The organism is Brevundimonas sp. (assembly GCF_041648615.1).
Taxonomy (GTDB): Bacteria; Pseudomonadota; Alphaproteobacteria; order Caulobacterales; family Caulobacteraceae; genus Brevundimonas.
This window is the reverse complement of sequence record NZ_JBAZOS010000009.1, coordinates 1-23,319: the sequence shown is the minus strand read 5'-3', so window position 1 is coordinate 23,319 and position 23,319 is coordinate 1. Positions and strand designations below refer to the sequence as shown.

Sequence of the window (23,319 nt, the reverse complement as noted above, 5' to 3'; positions counted from 1 at the left end):
GGAAGCGCCCCTGAGCGCCGGTCGGACTGGATCATATGATGAAACCCACATCCGGCAGGCTGCGCCGCGCGGCGATGCTCAAGCGGCTGGGTCCGGGGGTGATAACGGGGGCGGCTGACGACGATCCGAGCGGCATCGCCACCTATTCCCAGGCTGGCGCGCAATTTGGCCTCAACATGCTCTGGGCCATGGTGTTCCTGTATCCGCTGGTGTCCTCGATCCAGCTGATCAGCGCCCGGATCGGCCGCGTCACCGGACACGGGCTCGCCGCCAATCTGCGGCGGGTGTTTCCCCAGCCCGTGGTGACCGGCCTGGTCGGGCTGTTGTTCATCGCCAATACGATCAACATCGGCGCGGACCTCGCCGCCATGGGCGCGGCGGCGGAGCTGGTGCTGGGCTGGGGGCGTCACGCCTTCACCCTGATCTTCGCGGGCGTATCCCTGACGCTTCAGATCCTGGTGCCCTATCACCGCTATGTCCGCTTCCTCAAATGGCTGACGCTGGCGCTGTTGGCGTATTTTGCGGTCGCGCTGACGGTGCATATCGACTGGGCCGAAGTCGCGCGGCGCACGGTCATGCCGCAACTCGCGCTCACCGGGGCGGCGGTGACGATGATCGTGGCGCTGTTCGGCACCACGATCAGTCCCTACCTGCTGTTCTGGCAGGCGTCCGAGGAAGTCGAGGACGACGAGGCCGATCCGACCACCGACCCGCTGATCGACCATCCCGAGCAGGGGCCGGCCCAGCTCAGCCGCATCCGCTGGGACACCTATTTCGGCATGGGCTTCGCCAATCTGGCCGCCTTCTTCATCATCCTGACCACGGCCGTGACCCTGCACGCCGCCGGCGTGACCGACATCCAGACCTCCGCCGAGGCCGCCCAGGCGCTGCGTCCGATCGCCGGCGACCTCGCCTATGCGCTGTTCAGCCTGGGCGTCATCGGCACCGGCCTGCTGGCGGTGCCGGTGCTGGCGGGATCGGCCGCCTATGCCGTCTGTGAATCGCGCGGCTGGCCGGTCGGGCTCGAGCACAAGCCTCGCGACGCGATCGGCTTCTACACGGTGATCGGCCTGGCGGTGCTGGTGGGGGTGGCGATCGATTATTCGCCGCTGGACCCGATCAAGGCCCTGTTCTGGAGCGCCGTGGTCAACGGCGTGATCGCGGTGCCGCTGATGGCGGCGATGATGATCGTCGCCTCGCGTCGCGACGAGATGGGCGCCTTTGTCGCCCCGCTCCCACTGCGCCTCATCGGATGGTTCGCCACCGCCTGCATGGGCGCCGCGGCGGTGACGATGTTCGCCATGAGCTGGGGGTGACCCTCTCCCCCAATGAGCGCAGATTGCCTATACCGACCTCATGACCGACGAATCCCGCGACGCCCTGCTCTCCGGCTACCGCCGCTTCCGCGAAGATCACTGGCCCGAGGCCCGGGCCGAGTATGAGGGGCTCGCCGCCGACGGCCAGAAGCCGCACACCCTGGTCGTGGCCTGTTCCGACAGCCGCGCCGACCCCGCCCTGATCTTCGACACCGCGCCCGGCCAGCTGTTCGTCGTCCGCAACGTCGCCAACCTGGTCCCGCCCTATGAGCCCGACGGCCATCTGCACGGCGTCTCGGCGGCGCTCGAGTTCGGGGTCAAGGTGCTGAACGTTTCGCGCATCATGGTCATGGGCCACGCCCACTGCGGCGGGGTCAACGCCATGATCCGCGGCGCCCCCGCCGACTGCCAGGACTTCGTCGCCCCCTGGGTGGCGCAGGGGGCTCCGGTCGTGCGCCGCATCTGCGAGGGCTGCGCGCCGGAGGAGGCCGAGCAACTCGCCGAAGAGGCGGTGGTCCGCCTGTCGCTGGACAATCTGCGCACCTTCCCGTGGATCGCCGAACGCGAGGCGGCGGGGACGCTGGCGCTCAGCGGCGTCCATTTCGGCATCGCCGACGGCGTGCTGCGCTCCCTGCGCGGACCGGGCCGGTTCGAGGCCCTGGACTAGGTTCGCACAGCCAACCATCTCGCTTCATGCAGCGAAGCGTGGCAGATCGCGTTGAGGTATCGGAGCGCCCTTATGACACCCAATCCCCACGCCAATCCCATTCCGAACATCCTGACCGGCCTGCGCCTGATCGCGGGGGTCATCATGTTCCTGATCCTGGCCGGGGCGGCGCCGCAGGGCATTCCGTTCATGTCCGAATACCTCAGCCCCGACGATCAGTTCCGCTTCGGCCGCACCGCCTTCGTCATCTTCGTGGTCGCCGCCTCGACCGACTGGGTCGACGGCTATCTGGCCCGCCGCTGGCACGCCACGACGCGCTGGGGGGCCATCCTCGACCCCATCGCCGACAAGATCCTGGTCACCGGCGCCATTCTCGGCGTCCTGGCCTGGGGCGCCCTGCCGCAGATCGCCATTCCCTGCGGCCTGATCCTGTTCCGCGAGTTCGCCGTCTCGGCCCTGCGCGAGACCGTCGCCGGCAAGGTCAAGCTGCCGGTCACCCTGCTGGCCAAGTGGAAGACCACCCTGCAGATGGTGGCGCTCGGCGCGCTGCAGATGGTGCTGCTGTGGGACGGCTTCGGCCTGCCGCTGGAATGGCAGCCGCATTTCCAGACCTTCGCCTACGTCCTGATCTGGCTGGCCGCCATCGTCACCCTCTGGACCGGCTGGCAGTATTTCGCCAAGGCCCAGCAGAAGATGAGCCAGCTGTAGGGATTAGGGGGTAGGCGTTAGGGGCTGGGGACGAGTGCGCAGATCTGATCGACCCTAATCCCTAATCCCTAATCCCTATTCGACCCCCAGCTCCGCCACCAGCCGCTCCATCCCGTAGACATCCCGCAGCGCCGTCGTCACCGCGCCGGTGGTCACGATCACCGACCGGTTGACGTTGCGGTCATAGCCATAGGCGTTGCGCTGGGTCAGGACGGTGGAGTCGAAATTGGCCCCCACGATCTCGCCCGCCGCCGTCACCACGGGCGAGCCCGACGAGCCGCCGATGGTGTCCGACGACACCGCCATGTTCAGCACCGTGTCGCCGTCTATGCGATCTTTCGCGGCCAGCAGCTTCGGCGCCACGTCGAACGGCGCCGCGCCCGTCGCCCGGTCCCACAGGCCGTCGAAGGTGGTGAAGGCGCCGAACCGCTGGCCCGGAACGTCCGTGCCCTCGATCCTGCCGTAGGTCAGCCGCAGCGTCCCCGTGGCGTCCGGATAGACGGCGTCGCCATAGGCGGCGAACCGCGCGGCGGCCAGCCGTTCCGAGGCCCGGTCGGTCGGGGCCTGAACGCGGGCCTCCCAGTCCGAGCGCGCGGCGCGGGTCTCGTCCTGGATCGACAGCAGATAACGGATCATCGGATCGTCCGAGGCCTCGACGGCGGCCAGGCCGCCCTCCCACAGCGCCCGCCGCACGGCCGGATCGGCCAGTTTGGTGCCGCCGACCAGACGGGCGGACAGGGCTTCCGGCGACTCCTGGCCCAGCAGGCCGCGCACCGCGGGATTGTCGACCGTCAGCCACTCCCGCGTCTTGGACAGCCACCACTCCATGCGCACCTGATCCAGCGCCGGATAGACCGGGCGCTCGGCGAACAGGCCGGATTGCACGCCTGACAGCCGGCTGTCGGCGAACTCGGGCAGGCGTTCGGCCGAAGGCTTCTCGCGCTCCTGCGCCCCGCGCACGATGGTCCGCGCCCACAGGAACAGCTGCGATCCGCCGGCCACCGGCGTCGTGCCGGCGCCGGTCCCGCCTTCCAGCAGGGCCATTGCGGCATAGGTCTCGCGCATGATCGGCTGGACGGCGGCCAGCTCGGCCCAGGGATCCGCCCCCGTGGCGTCCGGCCGCGCCGCATAACGCGCGCGGAAGTCCGCCTCATTGGCCGCCCGCGTCGCCATGAAAGCCGGATCGACCAGCGCCCGCATCCGCCCCAGACCGCGCTTGTAGGTGTTCTCCAGACCGACGATCGGGTCCATGGCGATGAAGGCGTTCTCCTCGCTCTCCTCGGAGAACCGGATCAGCCGCCCGCGCAGCTCGGAGGCCAGCAGCTGATCCATCGGCAGGACCACGTCGCGGATGGTGAACAGCTGCTCCTGGGTCAGCAGGCGCTGCGTCGCGCCCGGGCTGCCCGAGACGAACACCGGCGTGCCCTCGACCGGCTTGTCGGCGTTCCATTTGAAATGCGTCGGCGTCGCCGCGGGGGCGCCGTTCTCGTACAGGCGGATGAAGGCCGCATCGATGGCGAAGCGGGGGAAGCTGAAATTGTCGAGGTCCCCGCCGAACGTCGCCGCCCGGTCCTCCGGCGCCCAGGCCAGCCGCACGTCCGAATACTTCTTGTAGGTGTAGAGCTTGAACTGCCCGCCGCGGTACAGGCTCACGACCTGACAGCGTTTGTCGGTCGCGTCGCCGCAGGCCTCCTGCTCGATCCGTCCGGCCTCGGCGTCGCGCGCCCGGGTGAAGGCCTGGCCTTCCAGCCCCGCGCCGGCCGCGTGCATCCGCTCCGTGACATCGCTGATGTCGGTCAGGATCTCGGCCGTGCCGCCGGGGCATTTCAGCTCTTCCTCCCGGCTGCGCGGGGTGAAGCCCGTCTCGGCGTAGTTGACCGCCTGGGTCGACAGATTGGCCACGCAGGTGGCGACGCAGTGGTTGTTGGTCATCACCAGGCCCTCGCCCGAGACGATCCCCGCCGAACACCCGCCGAACTTGACCGAACTCAGTCGCACCTTGTCGAGGAAGGCCTGGTCGATGTTCGTCCCCAGCGTCGCATTGGCGCGGGCGATGGGGAAGTTGTCGAAGGTCCACATGCCCTCTTCCGCGCGGGCGACGCCGGCGGCGAGGGTCAGAAGGGCGGCGGCGAGGGCAGGGGTGAGGCGCATCAGAATACTCCTGTCCTTCTCCCCTCGGGGGAGAAGGTGTCATGCGGAGCATGACGGATGAGGGGGCTGCCGGACGAGAACTCCGTCCGCGATATCGCGCGCGGACAGAGCCCCCTCATCCGACCGCCTCCGGCGGCCACTTCTCCCCCGGAGGGGAGAAGGAAAGTTACTCGACGCCCAGTTCTTCCAGCAGGCGGGGCTGCGGATAGATGTTGCGCAGCGCCTCGGTGATGGCCGCCGTCGACACCGTCACCGTGCGGTTCAGCGCGCCGTCATAGCCGAACGACCCGCCCAGCGAGTGGATGTTGCCGTCGAAGGCCGCGCCGATCACCTCGCCGTCGGCGTTGATCACGGGCGAGCCCGAGTTGCCGCCGATGATGTCGTTGGTCGAGGTGAAGTCGAAGACTGTGTCCTTGTTGACCCGGCTTTCGTTGTCGATGAAGGCCTGCGCCGCGTTGAACGGCTCGGCGCCCGTGGCCCGCTCGTACAGGCCGCCCATGTAGGTGAACGGCGGCACGGTCACGCCACGATAGGTCCAGCCCGCGACCTGGCCGTACGACAGGCGCAGCGAGAAGGTGGCGTCGGGGTACAGGTTGGTCCCGTAGACCGCGAACCGGGCCTGGGCGACCTTTTCGGCGGCGCGGGCGGTCGGGGCGTTGACCTCGGCGGCCCAGCGGTCGCCGATCGCCTTGGCGGCGTCGTCATTGGCGATGACGAAGGCCAGCAGCGGATCGGCCTCGGCCAGTTGCGCCGTGGTCATCGTCGCGGCCTGGGCGCGGAAGGCGGCGTCGCCCATCCGCGTGTTCGAGATCAGCCGGTCGGCCAGACCCTCGGGGCTTTCGCGGCCCAGCATGGCCTTCACCTGCGGATTGTCGACCGTCAGGTACTCGCGGGTCTTGGACAGCCAGTAGCGCAGGCGGATTTCTTCCATGTCCGTAGCGATCGGCGTTTCGGCGCCGATCGCCGTCACAAGCCGGGCCCGCTGGGCGTCGGTCATGGTCGTGTTCTTGGACGCCCGCACGAGGGTCCGGGCCATGGCGTAGAGTTGCGAACCGCCGCCGGCGGCCTGCTCCAGCTGACGCACCGGCAGGAACAGGTCCCGCGCGGTCGCCTGCACGCGCTCAAGCTCGCTCCACGGATCGCCGATCTGCTGCACCAGCGACGGGTCCGCCGCGACGCGGGCGCGAAGCTCGGTCTCGGCCTCGCGCTTGGTGTTCATGAAGGCCGGGTCGGTCAGGGCGCCCTGCTGGCCGTAGTAGACCTTGAAGCTGTTCTCCAGGCCGAAGATGGGATCGAACGACAGCCGCTTGGCCTCGTCGCCGGTCAGCGAATATTCCAGCAGGCGGCCGCGCAGTTCCGAGTTCTGGATCAGCGTCACCGGCAGCTGCTGGTCGCGCAGCCGCTCCAGCTGGCTCATGGTCAGCAGGCGCGAGGTCGAGCCGGGGTTGCCGGCCACGAAGGTGACGTCGCCTTCCTTGGGCGGGTTCGGATTCCACTTCAGGAAATTGGGGCTCGAGACCGGCTGGCCGTCCTCATAGGCGCGCAGGAAGCCGGCATCGAGGGCGTAGCGCGGGAAGTTGAAATTGTCCGGGTCCCCGCCGAAGAAGGCCGCCTGGTTCTCGGGCGCGAACACCAGCCGCACGTCATCGTATTTGCGGAACTTGTACATGGCGTAGCGGCCGCCACGGTAGAAGCTGATCACCTGGCAGCTGAATTTCGCGTCGCCGGCGCAGGCCTCGGTCTGGATCGTGTTGGTCTCGGCCGTGCGGGCGGCGTTGAACGCCGCGCCTTCCAGGCCGGCGCCGGCGCCCAGCACCCGGTCGGTCACGTCGACGATGTCGACCAGCACCTCGGCGGTCTGGCCGGGGCAGCGCTTTTCTTCCTCGCGGTTCGCGGTCAGGAAGCCGTTCTTCACATAGTCCTGCTCGGGCGAGGACAGCTCCTGCGCGCAGCCGACGACGCAGTGCCAGTTGGTCAGGATCAACCCCTCGTCCGAGACGAAGGAGGCCGAGCAGCCCTGGATGCGGACGGCGGCGTTGCGGACCCGGTCCAGCCAGGCCTGGTCGATCCGGGTGCCGTACTTGTCGTTCACCGTCTGGATCGGGAAGTTGTCGAACGTCCACATGCCTTCATCGGCGCGGGCCGGCGAGGGGGCGGCCATCACGGCCATGAAGCCGGCGACTGCGGCGAGCGATGCGGTCGCCGAGACGGCGGCGCGAAGCGAACGAAGCTGCATTCTGCGTAATCTCCCAGGTTCGGCGTTGATCGCCGACTGTTGCGTTTACCTAGACCCGATGAACCGATCCCGTCCATCGCCCCGGGGCCTTCTCACGAAAGCGTAACGTCGGTCGCCTTACCCCGATTTAACTTGGTTCCGGCGTCCGGCGTCGTCACATAGCGATAACGCTTCGGGGGTCTGTCCTTACCAATGTCGCTCGCACTATCCACGCTGCTGTATGAGTGGCGGCGCTATATGGCCGCCGTGATGGCCCTCGCCCTGTCGGGTCTGCTGGTGCTGGCCATGACCGGCGTCTTCATCGGCATCGGCAAGGGCTTCACCGCCACCATCGAGCGCTCCAGCGCTGACATCATCATCATGCAGCCAGGCGCCAAGAGCCTGATGGGCGGTCCGTCGGGCGTGCCGCGCCGGTTCATTCCCCTGGCCTACCGCAACCCGGCGGTGGTCGAGGTCCAGCCGCTCGACGGCGCCGGCGGCTCGTTCCAGTCGGTCAAGAACGTCGACCCGACCATGTCCCAGGCCGATCGGGCCAAGATGGGCGCGCCGCGCCAGCAGTTCGTCCAGGCCAGCATCATCGACACCACGCCCGGCGCGGTGACCATTCCCACCGACTATTCCCAGGAGTTGGTCGACGCCCTGCGCCAACCCTACACCGTCGCCATCGATGAGACGGCCGTGGCCAAGCTGGGCGTCAAGCTGGGCGACAAGGCCCTGTACAACGGCCAGACCGTGACCGTCGTCGGCATCACCCGCGGCTATCCCAACATGATGCAGGCCAACATCGTCATGTCCCGCGACACCCTGCGCATGCTGGGCCAGGCGGACACCGGCCCCCGCGTCGGCCCCCTGATGATCAAGCTGCGCGACCCGGCCCAGGCCGAGCGCGTCGCCGCCGAGCTGAACGCCCTGGGCGACGGCCAGTGGAAGGCCTGGACCCGTCAGGAGCTGGCCGACGCCAACGCCTCGGCCATGTTCGAGGAAGGCATCCTGGTCATCATCATCGGCGGTTGCGTGGTGCTGGGCACCATCATCGGCGTGGCCATCACCTGGCAGACCCTGCGCGGCGCCATCATGGCCAACATCAAGGAGTTCGCCTCGTTGCGGGCCCTGGGCGTCGGCATGGGTTCGCTGAACCGGATCGTCATGGAGCTCAGCTTCTGGGTCGGCCTGGTCGGCGTCGCCGCCGCCATCGGCCTGACCCTGCTGGTGCAGATGCTGGCCCTCGCCAACGCCGTGATCATCGCCCTGCCGCCGATCCTGCTGATCGTCGTCGGCGGCGGCCTCGTCGTCATCGCCATGCTGTCGGGCCTGCTGTCCCTCGGCATCCTCAAGAACAGCCAGCCCGCGGACCTGCTGCGATGACCGCTCACACCAGGGCTCACGGAAAACACGGCGACTTCGCGATCGAGGCCAAGGGGCTGGTGAAGCGCTTCAAGTCCGGCAGAAACTTCGTCGAGGTGCTGAAGGGCGTGGACTTTGACGCCCGCCACGGCGACCTGACCATGGTCATGGGCCCGTCCGGCTCCGGCAAGTCGACCCTGATCGCCGCCCTGTCCGGCCTGCTGCGGCCCGAAGAAGGCCGGGTCGACACCCTCGACATCGACGACCTGTGGAAGCTGTCGTCCGGCAAGATCGACCGCTTCCGCCTCGACAACTGCGGCTTCATCTTCCAGGGCTTCAACCTCTTCCCCGCCCTGACCGCCCTGCAGCAGGTCGAGGTGGTGCTGAAATTCCAGGGCCTGTCCAAGGGCGACGCCAAACGGCAGGCGACCGCGACCCTCAAGGAGGTCGGCCTGGGCGCCCGTCTCAACCAGCGGCCCTCGGCCCTGTCGGGCGGCGAGAAACAGCGCGTCGCCATCGCCCGCTGTCTGGCCAAGAATCCGCAGATCCTGTTCGCCGACGAACCGACCTCGGCCCTCGACGGCGAGAACGGCCAGATCGTCATCCGCCTGCTGCGCCGCGCCGCCACCGAACACGGCGCCGCCGTGATCTGCGTGACCCACGACCCGCGCCTCGAGGAATGGGCCGACCGCGTCATCAAGATCGAAGACGGCGTCATCATCGACGACCAGCGCCGCATCCCCAATCCCGACGCCACCCTGGCCTCGCACTGACGACCCCAAGGACCATCGACATGCCCGCCTTCCTCAAGAACAAATGGCTCTGGATCGGCCTGGTGCTGATCATCGCCCTCGTCGTCGGCTTCAACGTCATGCAGGGCGCCGGCCGGGCGAAGAAGGCCGAGGAGGAAAAGGCCAATGCCCAGAAGAAGGTCGAAAGCCCCTACGCCGCCATCGCCAACGGCAAGGTCGATATCGAGGGCGGCATCATCCAGATCGCGGCCCGCCGCGGCGGCGTGGTCCGCTCGGTCCTGGTCCAGGAAGGCGACCGCGTCGTCGCCGGCCAGATCCTCGCCCGGCAGGAGGACGACGAACCTCGCCTGGCCCTGCAGAGCGCCAGCGCCGACGTCGCCCAGGCCGAGAGCCAGCTGCGCCTCATCCAGGTCGACATTCGCACGGCCCAGCGCGAATACGACCGCCTCGAGAAGCTGGTCGCCACCAACTTCGTCGCCGCCCAGCGCATGGACCAGGCGCGCGACGCCATCGCCCAGGCCCAGGCCCGGCTCGCCTCGCAGCAGGCCGCCGTCCAGACCGCCCGCGCCCGTCGCGACCAGGCCGCCTACAATGTCGAGCTGACCGTCATCCGCGCCCCCCAGAACGGCCGCATCGTGCGCCGCTACGCCAATCCCGGCGCCGGCGCCTCGACCCTGAACGTGTCCAACATGTTCGACCTCGAGCCCGACGCCCCGCGCATCGCCCGCGCCGAGATCGTCGAGAGCGACATCCCCAACATCACGCCCGGCCAGGCCGTCGAGATCACGCCCGAGGGCGATCCGTCCAAGGTCTATGTCGGGGCCGTCCTGCGCCGCGCCGCCGTCTTCGGCGCCCGCAAGCTGGCCTCGGACGATCCCTCGCAGCGCTCCGACGAACGGGTCGTCGAGGTCGTCGTGACCGCCGGCGACGCCCCGCTTCTGATCGGCCAGCGCGTGCTGGTGAAATTCATGAAGCCGGGCCAGACGGCCGGCGCCCCCCGCGCCGTCGCCGCCGGGGTTCCCGCCAGTCGCGCCATGCAGGCCCCGGCCAAGGCGGGCTGACGCCCGCCTGTCAGACCCGGGAGTCGGCGGGGGCGGGCCGGGGCGCGTCGTCGTCGATATCGTTCAGCGCCTCCAGTTCGCCGCGCTGCCTCGCCTTGCGTCCATAGACCGCCTCGAACAGGGGCGAGGCCATCAGGGTGGTGATGATCGCCATCAGCACCAGCATCGAGAACAGGGCGGGGCCGATGACGCCGCGCTGCAGCCCGATGTTGATGATGATCAGCTCCATCAGGCCCCGCGCGTTCATCAGGGCGCCGATGCCCATGGCCGTCGCATTGTCCTGACCCGTCAGCCGCGCCGCCGCCCAGCAGGCCCCGCCCTTGGCCAGAACCGAGCCGGCGAGGATGGCCAGCGCCGTCATCAGCAGCGCGGGATTGTTGACCATGCTCAGCTGGGTGTGCAGGCCGCTGAAGGTGAAGAACATCGGCAGCAGGACGACGACCGCGAACGGCTCCAGCTGGCGCTTGATCTCGCGGCTCAGCACGCCGCGTGGCATGACGACGCCGAGGATGAAACCGCCGAAGACCGCATGGATGCCGATCGCATCCATGGCCCAGGCGCACAGCATGAACAGCACCAGCACGATGCCCAGCAGGGCCGGGCTGACGCGCTGTTCGCGCTCCGCCACCCGGCCCAGGGGAGCGAGCAGGCGCGGTCCCAGCGTCAGCATGAAGACGCCGAAGGCCGCCGCGCCGGCGATCGCCGTCACCGCCACCGCGGGCCCGCCGCCGAAGGTGGCCAGCACGATGGCCAGCACGATCCAGGCGCCCGCGTCGTCGATGGCCCCGGCCGACAGCGACAGCGTCCCCAGCGGCGTGCCGCTCAGTCCCCGCTCATGGATGATGCGCGCCAGCATGGGGAAGGCGGTGATCGAGATCGCCGCCCCCATGAACAGTGACGCCTGGGTCAGGTTGACCCCTTCGCCGAACAGGTTCTGGCCCACAAGCCAGGGCGTGATCAGGATCGCGATCAGGAAGGGCGCCGCCATGCCCGACAGGGACACGGCCGCCGCGCTGCGGGCGTTGCTGCGGAAATGCTCCGTCTGGAAGCCCAGGCCCACCAGGAACATGTACAGGCCGACGCCCAGCTGGGCCCCGACGAACAGCACATCCTTCGAATCCGCGGGGAACAGGGCGGCCTGCAGATCGGGCGCCAGCAGGCCGAACAGCGACGGACCCAGGATCACGCCGGCGATCATCTCGCCGACGACCTGGGGCTGACCCATATACTTCTTCGCCGCCCAGCCCACGATGCGGCAGGTCGCGATGATGATCGCCATCTGCAGAAAGAAGGCCACGCTGAGTTGCGCCGTTGTCATCCATCGTCTCCCACGCGGCCGTCCCCCGACCGCCGCCCCTGCCTTCAGGAACCATGCTTCCCTGATCCGTCGAAATCACGAACCGTGACGCCTGGCGCGCCAGCCCGGCTCTACCGGCCGGTGAAATCCGCCGGCCGCTTCTCCAGCGCCGCCGTCACGCCTTCCAGATGGTCGTCGCCCAGGTGCGCCAGCGCCTGCATGGAGGCCGTCATCTCCAGGATCTGGTCGAAGGTCGCATCGCGGCCCTGACGCAGCAGGGCCTTGGTCATGCGCAGGGCCTGGGGCGCGCGCGCGGCGATGTCCTCCGCGATCTCCAGGGCCTCGTCCATCAGCCGTTCGGGCGCGACCACCCGGCTGACCAGCCCCCACTCCATGGCCGTCCGCGCATCCAGCACCCGGGCGGTGAACAGCATCTCGGCGGCCCGCGCATAGCCGATGTTGCGCGGCATCAGCCAGGCCCCGCCGTCGCCCGGCAAAATGCCCAGCTTCAGGAAGGGCACGCCGAAGCTGGCCGTCTCCGAGGCGATGCGGATGTCGGCCAGCCCGGCGATGTCGCAGCCCAGGCCCATGGCCGGCCCGTTCACCGCCGCCACCAGCGGAACCTCCAGCCCGTACAGGGAGCGCACGATCCGGTGCACCACCCGGCGATAGCCTTCGCGGATGTCGGCGCCCGATCCGGCGAACAGGTCGCGCCGGTCCTTCATCGCCTTCAGGTCGCCGCCCGCCGAGAAGGCGCGGCCCGCCCCGGTCAGGACGACGCAGCGCACCTCCGGGTCGGCGTTCACCGCCTCGCAGGCGGCGGCGAAGGCCGCGCCGTCCTCGAGGTCGGGCAGGGCGTTCAGCCGGTCGGGCCGGTCCAGCGTCCAGATTTCGATATGTGCGCGGCGTTCTCGGCGGATCAGGGTCATGGCTTCGCTGTGCCGCAAGCGACGCCGCGCCGCAACGTCAGGACCCGGGAACCTTGCGCGCCACGGACGACCAGGCCCGCGTCAGGGGAGGGTCTGCAGAGGCGTCAGCCGCCTGGGCGGCGAGGCTGACGTAGCGCCGGATGACCGCCATTCCTGGAGCCAGGATATCGTCGGCGTCAAGGAAACTGACAGGCTCGCCCGCCACGATACGCTCCGCGTTCGCCGGCGCCGCGGCGACCGATTCCCGCAGCGGCGCCCCGACGATGAAGTCTACGCCGCGATCCGGCGACCAGCCGCCTCGCCACGGCCGCGCGGTTGTCGTCGCGACCAGCGTCGCCTCAAGCTTCAGCATATGCTCGCCCCTTACGGTCGAAGACTGACACGGATTTCTTCGCGGCGCCTGTATCCCGTGTGCGACATGAGAATTGAAAAAGCCCCGGACCTTTCGGGCCGGGGCTTTTTCAGTTGATCGGACGACGCCCTAGCGGCGCTTCTCGATCTTGATCGGCACGAAGTTCGACGGGTGGCTGATCACGCGGTCGCCCGCCCCGTTGTTGTTCTTCGTATTGACCAGCATCCCGCCCCAGAGGGCGAATGACATCATGGCGTGCTGGAGGTTGCGGTCTCTGTCGTTCATCCTGGCGTCTCCTTTCGATGGAACGATGAAAAGAGACGCGTCGTGCTTTTCGGGAATCTCACCGTCATAGTCGTTTCGCGTCATCGTCAACCTAACCGCGGCCGGCGAAAAACGCAATAGTTTTTACTCCGGCATCGGACCATATTTCGCATTCATGTCATCGACTGTCGCCCAAAGCCCACAGACCCCGCCACGCGCCGTCGTCACGCCCTGCATCAAGGTGTGCGTCGTCGATGGCGCCTCCAGCCTGTGCCTGGGCTGTTTCCGCACCCTGTCCGAGATCGGCGGCTGGAGCGGCCTGACCGACGCGGAACGCGCCGCCGTCATCGCCGACCTGCCCCTGCGCCGGAACCGGATCGATCCGGCCCTGCTGGGCCCGGCGTGACGTCGCCGCGTTAAGCCCCCGCAAACCATCCCCCTTCACGGCATCCAAACGGGCGCGTGCGATACGGGAGCTGTCGCAGAAGCGACGCGCTTCAGGACGAGTCACGCATGCGTTTCGACCTTTCCTCCATCGGCATCACGGCCGCCGCCGTCGCCTCGGCCCTGACCACCGTCTGGTGGATGGACCAGGCTGGCCTTCGCGGTCAGGCCGAGGCCGCGACCTTTCCGGCCGCCTACGCTTCCCTGCCGGCCCACGGCGCTCCCGGGCGGGTGCTGAAAGGCCTCGACGGCCACTACTGGGCTGACGCCCTGATCGAGGGCCGCGCCGTCCGCGTCATGGTCGACACTGGCGCCAGCGTGGTCGCCCTGACCCGCAACGACGCCGCCCGTCTGGGTCTGAAACTCACCGCTGAAGACTTCTCCGGCACATTGATCACCGCCTCGGGCCCGGTCCGCGCCGCTCCGGTTGAGCTTCAGGCCGTGGCCGTCGCCGGCGCCCGCGTCGAACGCGTCCAGGCCCTGGTGGTCGAGCGCGGCCTGCCGCACAGCCTGCTGGGCATGAGCTACCTCGGCCGCCTATCGGCCTTCACCGCGACCCCGGTCGGCCTGACGCTGCAGCCGTAGTGGCTAGTGATTAGTGACTAGTGAGTAGTGAGACTGCGCAGGCGCGCCCGACAGTGTTTTCAGTTGGCCGGGCCTGATGACTAATCACTAGTCACTAGTCACTAGTCACTAATCACTACAAAGCCTTCACCACCACCGACAACGCCGTCGCCAGCAGATAGACCGCGAAGGCCTTGCGCAGCACCCGCCTGTCCAGCGAGTGCGCCAGCTTGGCGCCCCACGGCGCCACGGCCGTGGTCAGCACCGCCATCACGATCGCTCCGGGCACATTGACGTAGCCCAGCGACAACGGCGGCCGTCCCGCGGCGTCCCAGCCGAACGCCACGAAGCCCAGCGTCGCCGCCGCTCCGATGGCCACGCCGAAGCCCGACGCCGTGGCCACGGCCTGATGGATGGGCCGTCCGCACAGGGTCATCATCATCCCGCCGAAACTGCCGCCGCCGATCCCCATCATCGCCGACAGCCCGCCGATCAGGCTCCCCAGCCCGCGTCGCGCCCAGCCCGTCGGCAGGTCCGTCGCGACGGTGAAGCGCTCGGGCATCAGCCCCAGCTGCGCCGCGATCACGGCCAGGCAGACGCCGTAGACGATGGCCAGCCCCTCCATCGAGGTGACGCCCGCCACCGCCGCCCCGATCAGGGCCCCGACCCCGACCCATGGCGTCCAGGTCCGCAGGACGTCCTCGTCCACCGCCCCGTGCGACCGGTGCGCCTTCAGCGAGCGCCAGCTGGTCGCCACGATGGTCAGCAGCGACGTCCCGATCGCCGTGTGCAGATTGCCCTCGCCCCCGACCCCCAGCACCTCGAAGGCGTAGAACACCGCCGGCACGATCACCGTGCCTCCGCCCACGCCGAACAGCCCCGCCACGATCCCGCCCGCCAGTCCCGCCGCGACCAGGGCGGCGAGCAGCAGGAGGAGGTCAGGGAGGGGGAGGGCGGTCATGCGCTCTGTCTAGTCTGAATCGCGGTGAAGATGAGCGGCGGCTCCGCAACCTTCACCGTCGAACTTCGTTCTTCCCGCACAGGGACGCACCCCGCCCGGAAAGACACCCCATGACATCGATGAAACTTCTCGCCGCCGCCTCGGCCGCCGCCCTCGCCCTGGCCGCAGGCGCGGCCTCGGCCCAGACGCCTTACGGCCAGACCCAGCCCTATGGTCAGACCCAGACCCAGTCCGACCCGATCGGGGCCATTCTCGGCGCCCTGTTCGGCGACCGGCTCGGCGTCTCGACGACCCTGGACAGCGAATGGTCGCGTGGACGCCGCCCGCTCAACACCCAGCGCGCCCAGTTCGAAAGCCGACTGGACGCCGACGTGCGCTCCGGCGCCATTTCGTCTTCGGCGGCCCGCAGCCTGAGCGCCGAATACGGCGATCTGGTCACGCTCGAGGCCCGCTACACCGCCGACGGCCGGGTCACGACCCAGGAGCGCGCCGATCTGACCGAACGCTATCGCGCCTTCTCCACCCGCTATCAGGCCGGCGGCCAGAGCGGATATGAAGACGGCTACGACAGCTGGCGTCCGCTGGCCGAGAGCCGCACCTCGTTCAACGCGCGTCTCGACGCCGGCGTGCGCAACCGCACCCTGACCCGCTCACAGGCCAACCGTCTGTCGACGGACTTCGACGCCCTCGTCCGGCTGGAGACCAGCTATGACCGCAACGGCATCGACGCGCGCGAGCGTCAGGATCTGGAAAGCCGCTGGGCCGACCTGAACCGCCGCGTCGGCGACAACTATGATGACGGTTACAACTCTGGCGACGACTACGGCTCCGACGCGCGCGCCGCCCGGATCGAGGCCCGCATCGTCGCCGGCGAGCGCAGCGGCGCGATCAGCCGCACCGAGGCCGCCAGCCTGCGCCAGGAACTCCGCGACCTGACGCGCCGCTGGGCCGAACTGGAAACCCGCGTCGAACAGGCGCGACGCTAGGCTGCAGGGCCGGGGGCGCCGCTCAGATGAGCAGCGCCCCCTCGTGCCGCAGCAGCCAGCCCTTGCGCTCGAGCCCGCCGCCGAAGCCGGTCAGAGACCCGTCCGCCCCGACGACGCGATGGCAGGCGAGGATCAGCGGGATCGGATTGCGGTTCAGGGCCGTGCCCGCCGCCTGGGCCGCCCCGGGCTCTCCCGCCCGCTTCGCCATCTCGCCATAGCTGATGGTCACGCCCGCCGGCACGTCCGCCAGCGCCTTCCACACGCGCGGCTGAAAGCCGTCTCCGCACGCCGCCCCGTCGAGCGACCAGGCGACGCGATCCAGGGCCTCCCGGTCGCCGTCGAAATAGGCCGCCAGCGCCCGCGCCACGGCGGCCGGCGTCTCGCCATCCGACAGCGAAGCGGCCGGATACTCCCGCCGCATCGCCTTGATCAGCCCGTCCCCGAACGACACGCCGCGCACCACGCCGGCCGCGTCGCAAGCCAGCGCGAGCGGCCCGATCGGGCTTTCGACCCGGGACAGGATCAGGCGATCCGGCGGGCTCATCCCGCCGCCGGCATCAGCGCATTCACCTCAGCCCAGCCCAGGGCGCCGTCGCCCAGCGGCTCCGACCGGCCGTCGGCCAGAAAGCCTTCGGTCAGCGCCGCCGCCCGGCCCCAGGTCGCCCCGACGATGCCGGAGCCCGCGCTCAGCCGCCGCACGCCCAGCCCCTCCAGCGTCCTCGCGTCCGGAAGGCCCGGGAAGGCCAGCAGGTTCAGCGGCAGGGGCGTCGCCGCCACCATGGCCGCGATGTCGCCCACGTCCGTCAGCCCCGGCGTGAACAGCCCGTCCGCCCCCGCCGTCGCATAGATGGCCGCGCGCCGCGCCGCCTCGGCCACCCGCGTCCCCGGCTCGCCGACGCCCCTCAGCCACACGTCGCAGCGGGCGTTGATGAACAGCTCCGGCCCGACCGCCGCGCGGATCGCCGCGATCTTGGCCGCTAGGACCTCGGGCGCGCCGCCGCCGTCCTCGATATTGATCCCCGCGGCCCCGGCCTCGACCAGGTTCGCCGCCTGCGCCGCCACCTCGGCCGGATCGTCGGCATAGCCGCCCTCGAAATCGATCGACACCGGCAGCCCTTGCGCCGCGCGCACGACGTCGCGCGTGACCTGCACCACCCGCTCCACGGGCAGGGCGTCCCCGTCCGGCCAGCCCAGCGCCCAGGCCACGCCGGCGCTGGTGGTGGCGATGGCCTTCGCCCCCTTGGCCCGCATCAGCGCCGCCGATCCCCCGTCCCAGGCGTTGGGCAGGATCAGCAGGCCGGAACGGTGCAGGTCGTGGAAGGCGGTCATGGGAGGGTCTCCGTCTGGGCCGCGATACTGCCGCGCGGGTCCCGCGGCGTCTCGCGGTTTTCGGACCGTCTCACCCGCCCTGCTGACACCCGCTGTCAGCAGCCTCCCGCGCCGCCGCGCGTTGACTGGCGAACAGGCCCCCCTCGTCCTAGATTGCTGTTCATGAACCGTTCCAGTTCGCCCCCCAAGGGCTCCGCGCCCCGCATCACAAAGCCGGTCCACGTCCCGGGCCAGTTCGCCGAGGCGCCCGCCGCCTTCCTGCGCGACGACGCCGGCCAGGCGCCCCGCATGCCGGCGAAGACGCCGCACATGCCGATGTTCGCCCCCGTCACCGGCCCGCGCCTGACGCCGGAAGAGGCCCCCGGCAAGCCCGCCGACTGGACCCCGCACCGCCCCGACCGTCCCGCCGGCCGCAAGCACATCCCCTTCCGGCTGGAGACGAAATACACCCCCGCCGGCGACCAGCCCTCGGCCATCGCCGAGCTCGTCGCCACGGCCAAGACCGGCGAGCGCGACCAGGTCCTGCTGGGCGTCACCGGCTCGGGCAAGACCTTCACCATGGCCAAGGTCATCGAACAGACCCAGCGCCCGGCCCTGATCCTCGCCCCCAACAAGACCTTGGCGGCCCAGCTCTATTCCGAGTTCAAGAGCTTCTTCCCCGACAACGCCGTCGAGTATTTCGTCAGCTACTACGACTACTACCAGCCGGAAGCCTACGTCCCGAAATCAGATACTTACATCGAGAAGGACTCGTCCATAAACGAGCAGATCGACCGCATGCGCCACTCCGCGACGCGGGCGATCCTGGAACGGGACGACGTGATCGTGGTGGCCAGCGTCAGCTGCATCTACGGCATCGGCTCGGTCGAGACCTATACCGCCATGACCTTCACCCTGAAGGTCGGCGACCAGATCGACGAGTCCAAGCTGCGCGCCGACCTGATCGCCCTGCAGTACAAGCGCAACGACGCCGCCTTCGAGCGCGGCATGTTCCGCAAGCGCGGCGACGTCGTCGAGATTTTCCCCGTCCACATGGAAGACCGCGCCTGGCGCATCCAGCTGTTCGGCGACGAGCTCGAGTCCATCCAGGAGTTCGACCCCCTGACCGGCCGGAAGACCGCCGACCTGGAAGAGGTCACCGTCTACGCCGCCAGCCACTACGTCACCCCGCGCCCCTCGCTCAACCAGGCCGTCACCGGCATCAAGGCCGAGCTGAAGGAGACGCTCGACTGGATGGTCGAGAACGGCAAGCTGCTGGAGGCCCAGCGCCTCGAGCAACGCGTGCGCTTCGATCTGGAGATGATGGAGGCCACCGGCTCCTGCGCCGGCATCGAGAACTACAGCCGCTGGCTGACCGGCCGCGCCCCGGGCGAGCCGCCGCCCACCTTCTTCGAATACATCCCCGACAACGCCCTGCTGTTCGTCGACGAGAGCCACGTCACCGTCGGCCAGATCAGCGGCATGTACCGCGGCGACTACCGCCGCAAATCGACCCTGGCCGAATACGGCTTCCGCCTGCCCAGCTGCATCGACAACCGCCCGCTCAAGTTCGACGAATGGGACGCCATGCGGCCCCAGACCGTCTTCGTCACCGCCACCCCCGGCCCGTGGGAGATGGAGCGCACCGGCGGCGTCTTCACCGAACAGGTCATCCGCCCCACCGGCCTGATCGACCCCCCGGTCGAGATCCGCCCGGTCAGCGGCCAGACCCGCAACCAGGTCGACGACGTCATCGACGAGGTCAAGGCCGTCGCCCGCCAGGGCTACCGCTCCCTGGTCACCGTCCTGACCAAGAAGATGGCCGAGGACCTGACCGAATACATGCACGAACAGGGCGTCCGCGTCCGCTACATGCACTCCGACGTCGACACCATGGAGCGGATCGAGATCCTGCGCGACCTGCGCATGGGCGCCTTCGACGTCCTGATCGGCATCAACCTGCTGCGCGAGGGGCTCGACATCCCCGAGTGCGGCCTGGTCGCCATCCTCGACGCCGACAAGGAGGGCTTCCTGCGCTCCGAGACCAGTCTGATCCAGACCATCGGCCGCGCCGCCCGCAACGTCGACGGCCGCGTCATCCTCTACGCCGACCGCATCACCGGCTCGATGGAGCGCGCCATCGCCGAGACCAACCGCCGCCGCGAGAAGCAGGAGGCCTACAACGCCGAACACGGCATCACCCCGGAATCGGTCAAGCGCGACATCCGCGAAATCCTCGCCAGCCCCTATGAGTCCCGCGCCCTCGACAAGCTGACCGCGCCGGGGATGAAGGAGGAGTCCAGACCCTTCACCGGCTCCAACTTCCAGGCCGCCCTCAAGGACATCGAGGGCCGCATGCGCAACGCCGCCGCCAACCTCGAGTTCGAGGAAGCCGCCCGCCTGCGCGACGAGATCAAGCGCATGAAGCTGATGGACCTGGAGTTCGCCAATGAGGTGCTGACCGCCGAGGGGGAGACGGTCGACAAGTCCGCGCCGAAGCGGTGGCGGGCCGATGCGGCGGCGGAGAAGGCGGAGGCGTTCCGGAAGGGGCGGTGAGGGGGCGAACTTATGCCGGAGGGCGACGGAGGAGGACCGCATTGCGATGATCATATCAAGCAAATGAGGCCGGTGGATGTAAAGCCAGAGAATGGTGGGGAGCTAGGCCAAGGTCACAGCTTAACCAGTGGTAGAGGGTCAGACTTCCCCCTGGCGGCAGCATGTTCGGTGGATAGTTCGTTCGCAATCATGTTCGCATAGGGGTGATGATTGTGGTCGTCGATCCATTGTAGCGCGATCATCCGAACATGGTCGTCTATCTCGCCAAGTTGGAGTCGCCGATGAAGTATATCCGGCCAGCGGGCCAATTTTTGAGCGGCCTGAGTTATCCACCGATCAGATATCAATAACAGTTCATCAGTTCCGCCATTTTTTTCAACCACAGCAAGCCATAAATTTGGCCATCCTCGAGTGTCTTTATTATCAAAATTAAAGAGGTAATCTATGGCCAGCGGCATGGCTTGATCCCGACGATCTGGATCAGTTAGAAAATATTCGCAGGTATCTGCCCAACCTGGCCCAAAATTGGGGCTAGAAACCATCCACTCGAATACAATCTGACGAACGCGCGGGGCGTCCGATGCCAACAGGGCCGTAGTTACACTCTTGAAGAAGCGACGTGACCGACCGCCTCTTCCCAAGGCGGTTAGAGCAAGCTGATAGAGGATATCCTGATCAAGTTCCTCGTCCCACAACCAACGCCAGAGCCGAGGCCAATCACCCGGAAAGGCGACATCGGCTCCAGGGAGAGCCATGTCCTCCAGATACTGAAAAGCCAGTTCGATAAGAGAAGAGTCATCGGGCTCGAATGGAATAATCTTGAGCCAAACGCGGGCCCAAGTTCCCCGCTTCCAAGATCGCTTCGCGAGCCAATTTCGGCCTATTTCAAGAGCAGTCCTTGATAGTTTGGAATCCGTACTCTTAAGAAGAATTCCTAGTATAAGAGCGTGCTTAGGTGAATGGTAAGTGCTCGTCGAAATCCAATCAAAGGCGTACTTGGCCAACACTGGGTGGCCTCGATACTTGCCCCACATGTGTGTCCATCGGCGAGCCCACGGTCCGACCTCTAGTTTGTCCAAATCCTGTAAAGCGGCAAGTAGCTCATCTGGCGTGGTGTCGAGAGCCTGATCTCGTTTCATGGATCGCCGGGCAGATTTCTCGATCTTAAGCCACGAACTCCCTTGGTCCCCAAGCGTTGCCGCCGCTCGCGCTAGGGCCGTGTTCTCATCACCGCCAAACACTATAGCCGAATCCAAGGCGAAGAACGGCCAGTGTTCAAGGTCCGTGTGACTCCATGAAAGGCTCTTCATCTCATTGATTGTGCCGATCTTCAGCGTCAGATCGATCCAGCGAACGGCGAATAACGCTTGCCCGCGAAGGTTGATGCCGAGAGCAGGAAAGCCCGAAACCACGCGCGGGTATGGCTGTCCAACAATCTCCTTCATATATTCGACGGTGCCGTCTGCAGTGACTTGTTGTACAAAGCAACCGTTCGATCCATCCGTTACGAAGCATGGGATCAAAACCGATGGATTGCCAAATCCAACATCGATCAACTCCGAGAGTCTGTAGGCGGTCATAGTAAGCCAAGCTCTTCGTAAAGACACTTCACCCTGTTGTAGATATCAGAATAGTAGCTATCCGTGTTCAACGGAGAAATCGGATAAGGAATTGCTCTTGCGTTCCAATTGTTGACGACATGATTCCGGAATTCTTTAACATCAAAGTAGGGAGAAGGTGCAATGACAGCAAGAGGCTTCCGTACTTGTAAATCTATTTCTTGATCAACCTGAAGCTCGATACACGCCCTTCGGTCATCTACCTTGTTATCCTTGTCCGCAGAGATCAGTTTGTGGACAGCGTGCGCTTCAGCGTCGAGCACTCCTACCGAAAATTCTGACAAGAACTCATTTTCTCCTTTGGGGACGAGATTGAAATATCTCGTTGCATCGCCAAAGTATGCGCCAATAATCCGCTCAGATGCATTAGGAACACTCGCAGCATCGAAGTTCTCTAGCGGCATCATGGATATATAGTCGGGAGTTCTGCTTCTCGCAAATGCGCCTGAGTCGAAAGGAAAAACTCGTTTTGCGCGAGGTATGGCGTCAAACTCGAATATAAAACAACAAGGAAGCTGCCATGTGTTGGCGGAGCCGGTAGAATTAGCGATCTTGTACGATGGTCGTCCTACGAAGAAGTAGAGCAGCTCTTCTTTCGTGAAAACATCGCACTCCGAAGTCGAAAGAGTATTTCCTTCCCAAATCTGGGATATGTTGTAAGAAGCTGTCGTGTGGACGACTGGTAACGCTCCAGCGAAAGCGACCGAATTGCGCTGCAGAAATTGGTTGAAATTCAAGGCCGCCTCCGGGGCTTTGGGAGAACCCTATGTTGGCAAAGGAGCGAGTTGCAACCGAATCCTCCGGCACGCGGGCTCGGTGATCAAGCGACCTCCATCTGCGTCCAGAGGCAAGACTCACCCTCTTACTACCCACCCGCTACGGTGGCCGCATGGGGCAGGACGACAATCCCGGGCGCCAGTTCGGCTTCGCCGAACCGGCCGTCGTCTTCAAGGGGCCGACCCGGACCGCGCGGTCGGCTGCCGAGGCCTGGGTCGCGCTGCACGGCTTCTGTCCCAATTGCGCCGCCGACCGCCTGCCGCAGCTGCCGAACAATTCGCCCGTCGCCGACTTCCGCTGCGACGCCTGCGGCGAGGAGTATGAGCTCAAGGCCAAACGCGGAAAGCTGGGGCGCTCCACCTGACTCTTCTCCCCTTGGGGGTGGAGGGCGACGCCCGACGGGTGGGCGGCGGAGCCGCTCGGATGAGGGGTAAGGTTGAGCCAGACCGGCTGGCGCCCGATCCGCGCCCGCCATCCCCCTCATCCGGCCCTCCGGGCCACCTTCTCCCCCGGAGGGGAGAAGGGACGCTGACGCCCCTCCACCCGCCCGCGATTGACAAGCCGCCCGCACAGGCAGACCACATCACACGGGTTGGCGACCCACTTCGCCCGCCCCTTCTCCCATGGCGGGACCGCCTTCAACGCTCCGCCAGTCAAGGCCTGATCCGGGACCGACCTTCAGGTCCTCCAGACAGGCCCTGCGACCCTGACGGTCCTGACCCTGGATCGCCGTTGCGTGCGTGCCGGCCGACCCCGCGACCGCCTGTCCATCGCCACCGCCATCGAGGGCGGGCGCCCGACGGACGGAATGTCTGACGGAGGACTGACATCCCTCGCTCCCGAAACCCGTCCCGAAGGAGATTTGCGATGAAGACCTCTGTTGGAGCCCTCGTCCTGCTCGGCGCCGTCATGACCGCCGGCCTGGCCCTGGCCCAGACCCTGCCGCCGCCCCGCGGCGTCCCGGCCGCGCCGGCGCCGGGTCCCGCCTGTGCGCCGGATCCCGCCGGCGGGGCGCGTCGGTCGACCA

The 23,319-nt window shown here is 67.4% G+C and carries 22 protein-coding genes; 11 read left to right on the top strand and 11 right to left on the bottom strand.

Annotated elements, in window-relative coordinates; genetic code table 11:
• Positions 1–38: 38 nt before the first annotated feature.
• The 3 genes from WC555_RS05650 (at position 39) to pgsA (ending at position 2,691) form a co-directional block, all read left to right on the top strand.
• Positions 39–1,316 carry an NRAMP family divalent metal transporter gene (locus WC555_RS05650; protein WP_373251958.1) on the top strand — a complete coding sequence of 426 codons (1,278 nt, stop codon included), beginning with the start codon at positions 39–41 and terminating at the stop codon, positions 1,314–1,316.
• A gap of 40 nt (positions 1,317–1,356) precedes the next feature.
• Positions 1,357–1,983: a carbonic anhydrase gene (locus WC555_RS05645; protein ID WP_373251957.1), complete on the top strand. Its 627-nt coding sequence runs from the start codon at positions 1,357–1,359 to the stop codon at positions 1,981–1,983.
• 72 nt (positions 1,984–2,055) lie between these two features.
• Positions 2,056–2,691 carry a CDP-diacylglycerol--glycerol-3-phosphate 3-phosphatidyltransferase gene (gene pgsA, locus WC555_RS05640; protein ID WP_373251956.1) on the top strand — a complete coding sequence of 212 codons (636 nt, stop codon included), beginning with the start codon at positions 2,056–2,058 and terminating at the stop codon, positions 2,689–2,691.
• Positions 2,692–2,766: 75 nt separating this feature from the next.
• On the opposite strand, the gene WC555_RS05635 is transcribed toward pgsA, so the two are convergent.
• Both WC555_RS05635 and WC555_RS05630 read right to left on the bottom strand, forming a co-directional pair.
• On the bottom strand, positions 2,767–4,842 hold the full coding sequence (locus WC555_RS05635) for a S46 family peptidase (RefSeq protein WP_373251955.1): 2,076 nt from the start codon (positions 4,840–4,842) through the stop codon (positions 2,767–2,769).
• Between the two features lie 166 nt (positions 4,843–5,008).
• On the bottom strand, positions 5,009–7,078 hold the full coding sequence (locus WC555_RS05630; RefSeq protein WP_373251953.1) for a S46 family peptidase: 2,070 nt from the start codon (positions 7,076–7,078) through the stop codon (positions 5,009–5,011).
• A gap of 192 nt (positions 7,079–7,270) precedes the next feature.
• Here WC555_RS05630 and WC555_RS05625 point away from each other — a divergent pair, with 192 nt between their 5' ends.
• Genes WC555_RS05625 through WC555_RS05615 form a run of 3 tightly spaced genes read left to right on the top strand, consistent with a single transcriptional unit; the run spans position 7,271 to position 10,235 of the window.
• Entirely contained in the window at positions 7,271–8,443 is a 1,173-nt protein-coding gene (locus WC555_RS05625; RefSeq protein ID WP_373251951.1) for an ABC transporter permease, read from the top strand.
• Complete coding sequence (locus tag WC555_RS05620) at positions 8,440–9,195, top strand: ABC transporter ATP-binding protein (RefSeq protein WP_373251949.1); 756 nt, start codon at positions 8,440–8,442, stop codon at positions 9,193–9,195. The genes WC555_RS05625 and WC555_RS05620 overlap by 4 nt, the downstream gene beginning before the upstream one ends.
• A 20-nt stretch (positions 9,196–9,215) precedes the next feature.
• A complete protein-coding gene (locus WC555_RS05615; protein ID WP_373251947.1) occupies positions 9,216–10,235 on the top strand; it encodes an HlyD family secretion protein in 1,020 nt (339 codons plus the stop codon).
• Positions 10,236–10,245: 10 nt separating this feature from the next.
• Here the strand turns inward: WC555_RS05615 and WC555_RS05610 are convergent, their stop codons facing one another.
• The 4 genes from WC555_RS05610 to WC555_RS05595 all read right to left on the bottom strand — a co-directional run bounded on the left by WC555_RS05610 (position 10,246) and on the right by WC555_RS05595 (position 13,098).
• Complete coding sequence (locus WC555_RS05610; protein WP_373251946.1) at positions 10,246–11,553, bottom strand: cation:proton antiporter; 1,308 nt, start codon at positions 11,551–11,553, stop codon at positions 10,246–10,248.
• Between the two features lie 110 nt (positions 11,554–11,663).
• Entirely contained in the window at positions 11,664–12,461 is a 798-nt protein-coding gene (locus WC555_RS05605) for a crotonase/enoyl-CoA hydratase family protein (RefSeq protein ID WP_373251945.1), read from the bottom strand.
• Positions 12,462–12,498: 37 nt separating this feature from the next.
• Positions 12,499–12,813 (bottom strand): hypothetical protein, encoded by a 315-nt coding sequence (locus tag WC555_RS05600; RefSeq protein WP_373251943.1) that lies wholly within the window; start codon positions 12,811–12,813, stop codon positions 12,499–12,501.
• A 129-nt stretch (positions 12,814–12,942) separates the two neighbouring features.
• Complete coding sequence (locus tag WC555_RS05595; protein ID WP_200943669.1) at positions 12,943–13,098, bottom strand: hypothetical protein; 156 nt, start codon at positions 13,096–13,098, stop codon at positions 12,943–12,945.
• A 154-nt stretch (positions 13,099–13,252) separates the two neighbouring features.
• On the opposite strand from WC555_RS05595, the gene WC555_RS05590 reads away from it, so the two are divergent.
• Both WC555_RS05590 and WC555_RS05585 read left to right on the top strand, forming a co-directional pair.
• A complete protein-coding gene (locus WC555_RS05590; protein ID WP_373251942.1) occupies positions 13,253–13,483 on the top strand; it encodes a DUF1289 domain-containing protein in 231 nt (76 codons plus the stop codon).
• Positions 13,484–13,590: 107 nt separating this feature from the next.
• On the top strand, positions 13,591–14,106 hold the full coding sequence (locus tag WC555_RS05585; RefSeq protein ID WP_373251939.1) for a TIGR02281 family clan AA aspartic protease: 516 nt from the start codon (positions 13,591–13,593) through the stop codon (positions 14,104–14,106).
• Between the two features lie 115 nt (positions 14,107–14,221).
• Here the strand turns inward: WC555_RS05585 and WC555_RS05580 are convergent, their stop codons facing one another.
• Positions 14,222–15,046 carry a sulfite exporter TauE/SafE family protein gene (locus WC555_RS05580; protein ID WP_373251937.1) on the bottom strand — a complete coding sequence of 275 codons (825 nt, stop codon included), beginning with the start codon at positions 15,044–15,046 and terminating at the stop codon, positions 14,222–14,224.
• Positions 15,047–15,156: 110 nt separating this feature from the next.
• Here WC555_RS05580 and WC555_RS05575 point away from each other — a divergent pair, with 110 nt between their 5' ends.
• Complete coding sequence (locus tag WC555_RS05575) at positions 15,157–16,032, top strand: hypothetical protein (RefSeq protein WP_373251935.1); 876 nt, start codon at positions 15,157–15,159, stop codon at positions 16,030–16,032.
• A gap of 22 nt (positions 16,033–16,054) precedes the next feature.
• Here WC555_RS05575 and WC555_RS05570 read toward each other — a convergent pair whose 3' ends face one another.
• Entirely contained in the window at positions 16,055–16,576 is a 522-nt protein-coding gene (locus tag WC555_RS05570) for a methylated-DNA--[protein]-cysteine S-methyltransferase (RefSeq protein ID WP_373251932.1), read from the bottom strand.
• A complete protein-coding gene (locus WC555_RS05565) occupies positions 16,573–17,361 on the bottom strand; it encodes an isocitrate lyase/phosphoenolpyruvate mutase family protein (RefSeq protein ID WP_373251930.1) in 789 nt (262 codons plus the stop codon). The genes WC555_RS05570 and WC555_RS05565 overlap by 4 nt, the downstream gene beginning before the upstream one ends.
• 309 nt (positions 17,362–17,670) lie before the next feature.
• Between WC555_RS05565 and uvrB the strand changes: the two genes are divergently transcribed.
• Complete coding sequence (gene uvrB, locus WC555_RS05560; RefSeq protein WP_373252042.1) at positions 17,671–19,896, top strand: excinuclease ABC subunit UvrB; 2,226 nt, start codon at positions 17,671–17,673, stop codon at positions 19,894–19,896.
• Positions 19,897–20,009: 113 nt separating this feature from the next.
• Here the strand turns inward: uvrB and WC555_RS05555 are convergent, their stop codons facing one another.
• Complete coding sequence (locus WC555_RS05555; RefSeq protein WP_373251928.1) at positions 20,010–21,476, bottom strand: hypothetical protein; 1,467 nt, start codon at positions 21,474–21,476, stop codon at positions 20,010–20,012.
• Entirely contained in the window at positions 21,473–22,252 is a 780-nt protein-coding gene (locus tag WC555_RS05550; RefSeq protein WP_373251927.1) for a hypothetical protein, read from the bottom strand. Before WC555_RS05550 ends, WC555_RS05555 begins: the two co-directional genes overlap by 4 nt.
• A gap of 152 nt (positions 22,253–22,404) precedes the next feature.
• On the opposite strand from WC555_RS05550, the gene WC555_RS05545 reads away from it, so the two are divergent.
• Positions 22,405–22,656, top strand: a complete 252-nt coding sequence (locus WC555_RS05545) for a DpnI domain-containing protein (RefSeq protein WP_373251925.1) — start codon at positions 22,405–22,407, stop codon at positions 22,654–22,656.
• Positions 22,657–23,319: the final 663 nt, after the last annotated feature.

Excerpts from the sequence above, each read along its gene's own strand:
- WC555_RS05630 (WP_373251953.1), bottom strand. The coding sequence starts at position 7,078 with ATGCAGCTTCGTTCGCTTCGCGCCGCCGTCTCGGCGACCGCATCGCTC.
- WC555_RS05615 (WP_373251947.1), top strand. The coding sequence starts at position 9,216 with ATGCCCGCCTTCCTCAAGAACAAATGGCTCTGGATCGGCCTGGTGCTG.
- WC555_RS05625 (WP_373251951.1), top strand. The coding sequence starts at position 7,271 with ATGTCGCTCGCACTATCCACGCTGCTGTATGAGTGGCGGCGCTATATG.
- WC555_RS05585 (WP_373251939.1), top strand. The coding sequence starts at position 13,591 with ATGCGTTTCGACCTTTCCTCCATCGGCATCACGGCCGCCGCCGTCGCC.
- WC555_RS05555 (WP_373251928.1), bottom strand. The coding sequence starts at position 21,476 with ATGACCGCCTACAGACTCTCGGAGTTGATCGATGTTGGATTTGGCAAT.
- WC555_RS05575 (WP_373251935.1), top strand. The coding sequence starts at position 15,157 with ATGACATCGATGAAACTTCTCGCCGCCGCCTCGGCCGCCGCCCTCGCC.
- WC555_RS05570 (WP_373251932.1), bottom strand. The coding sequence starts at position 16,576 with ATGAGCCCGCCGGATCGCCTGATCCTGTCCCGGGTCGAAAGCCCGATC.
- pgsA (WP_373251956.1), top strand. The coding sequence starts at position 2,056 with ATGACACCCAATCCCCACGCCAATCCCATTCCGAACATCCTGACCGGC.
- WC555_RS05605 (WP_373251945.1), bottom strand. The coding sequence starts at position 12,461 with ATGACCCTGATCCGCCGAGAACGCCGCGCACATATCGAAATCTGGACG.
- WC555_RS05565 (WP_373251930.1), bottom strand. The coding sequence starts at position 17,361 with ATGACCGCCTTCCACGACCTGCACCGTTCCGGCCTGCTGATCCTGCCC.
- WC555_RS05545 (WP_373251925.1), top strand. The coding sequence starts at position 22,405 with ATGGGGCAGGACGACAATCCCGGGCGCCAGTTCGGCTTCGCCGAACCG.
- WC555_RS05610 (WP_373251946.1), bottom strand. The coding sequence starts at position 11,553 with ATGACAACGGCGCAACTCAGCGTGGCCTTCTTTCTGCAGATGGCGATC.
- WC555_RS05620 (WP_373251949.1), top strand. The coding sequence starts at position 8,440 with ATGACCGCTCACACCAGGGCTCACGGAAAACACGGCGACTTCGCGATC.
- WC555_RS05635 (WP_373251955.1), bottom strand. The coding sequence starts at position 4,842 with ATGCGCCTCACCCCTGCCCTCGCCGCCGCCCTTCTGACCCTCGCCGCC.
- WC555_RS05590 (WP_373251942.1), top strand. The coding sequence starts at position 13,253 with ATGTCATCGACTGTCGCCCAAAGCCCACAGACCCCGCCACGCGCCGTC.
- WC555_RS05645 (WP_373251957.1), top strand. The coding sequence starts at position 1,357 with ATGACCGACGAATCCCGCGACGCCCTGCTCTCCGGCTACCGCCGCTTC.
- uvrB (WP_373252042.1), top strand. The coding sequence starts at position 17,671 with ATGCCGATGTTCGCCCCCGTCACCGGCCCGCGCCTGACGCCGGAAGAG.
- WC555_RS05600 (WP_373251943.1), bottom strand. The coding sequence starts at position 12,813 with ATGCTGAAGCTTGAGGCGACGCTGGTCGCGACGACAACCGCGCGGCCG.
- WC555_RS05650 (WP_373251958.1), top strand. The coding sequence starts at position 39 with ATGAAACCCACATCCGGCAGGCTGCGCCGCGCGGCGATGCTCAAGCGG.
- WC555_RS05595 (WP_200943669.1), bottom strand. The coding sequence starts at position 13,098 with ATGAACGACAGAGACCGCAACCTCCAGCACGCCATGATGTCATTCGCC.
- WC555_RS05580 (WP_373251937.1), bottom strand. The coding sequence starts at position 15,046 with ATGACCGCCCTCCCCCTCCCTGACCTCCTCCTGCTGCTCGCCGCCCTG.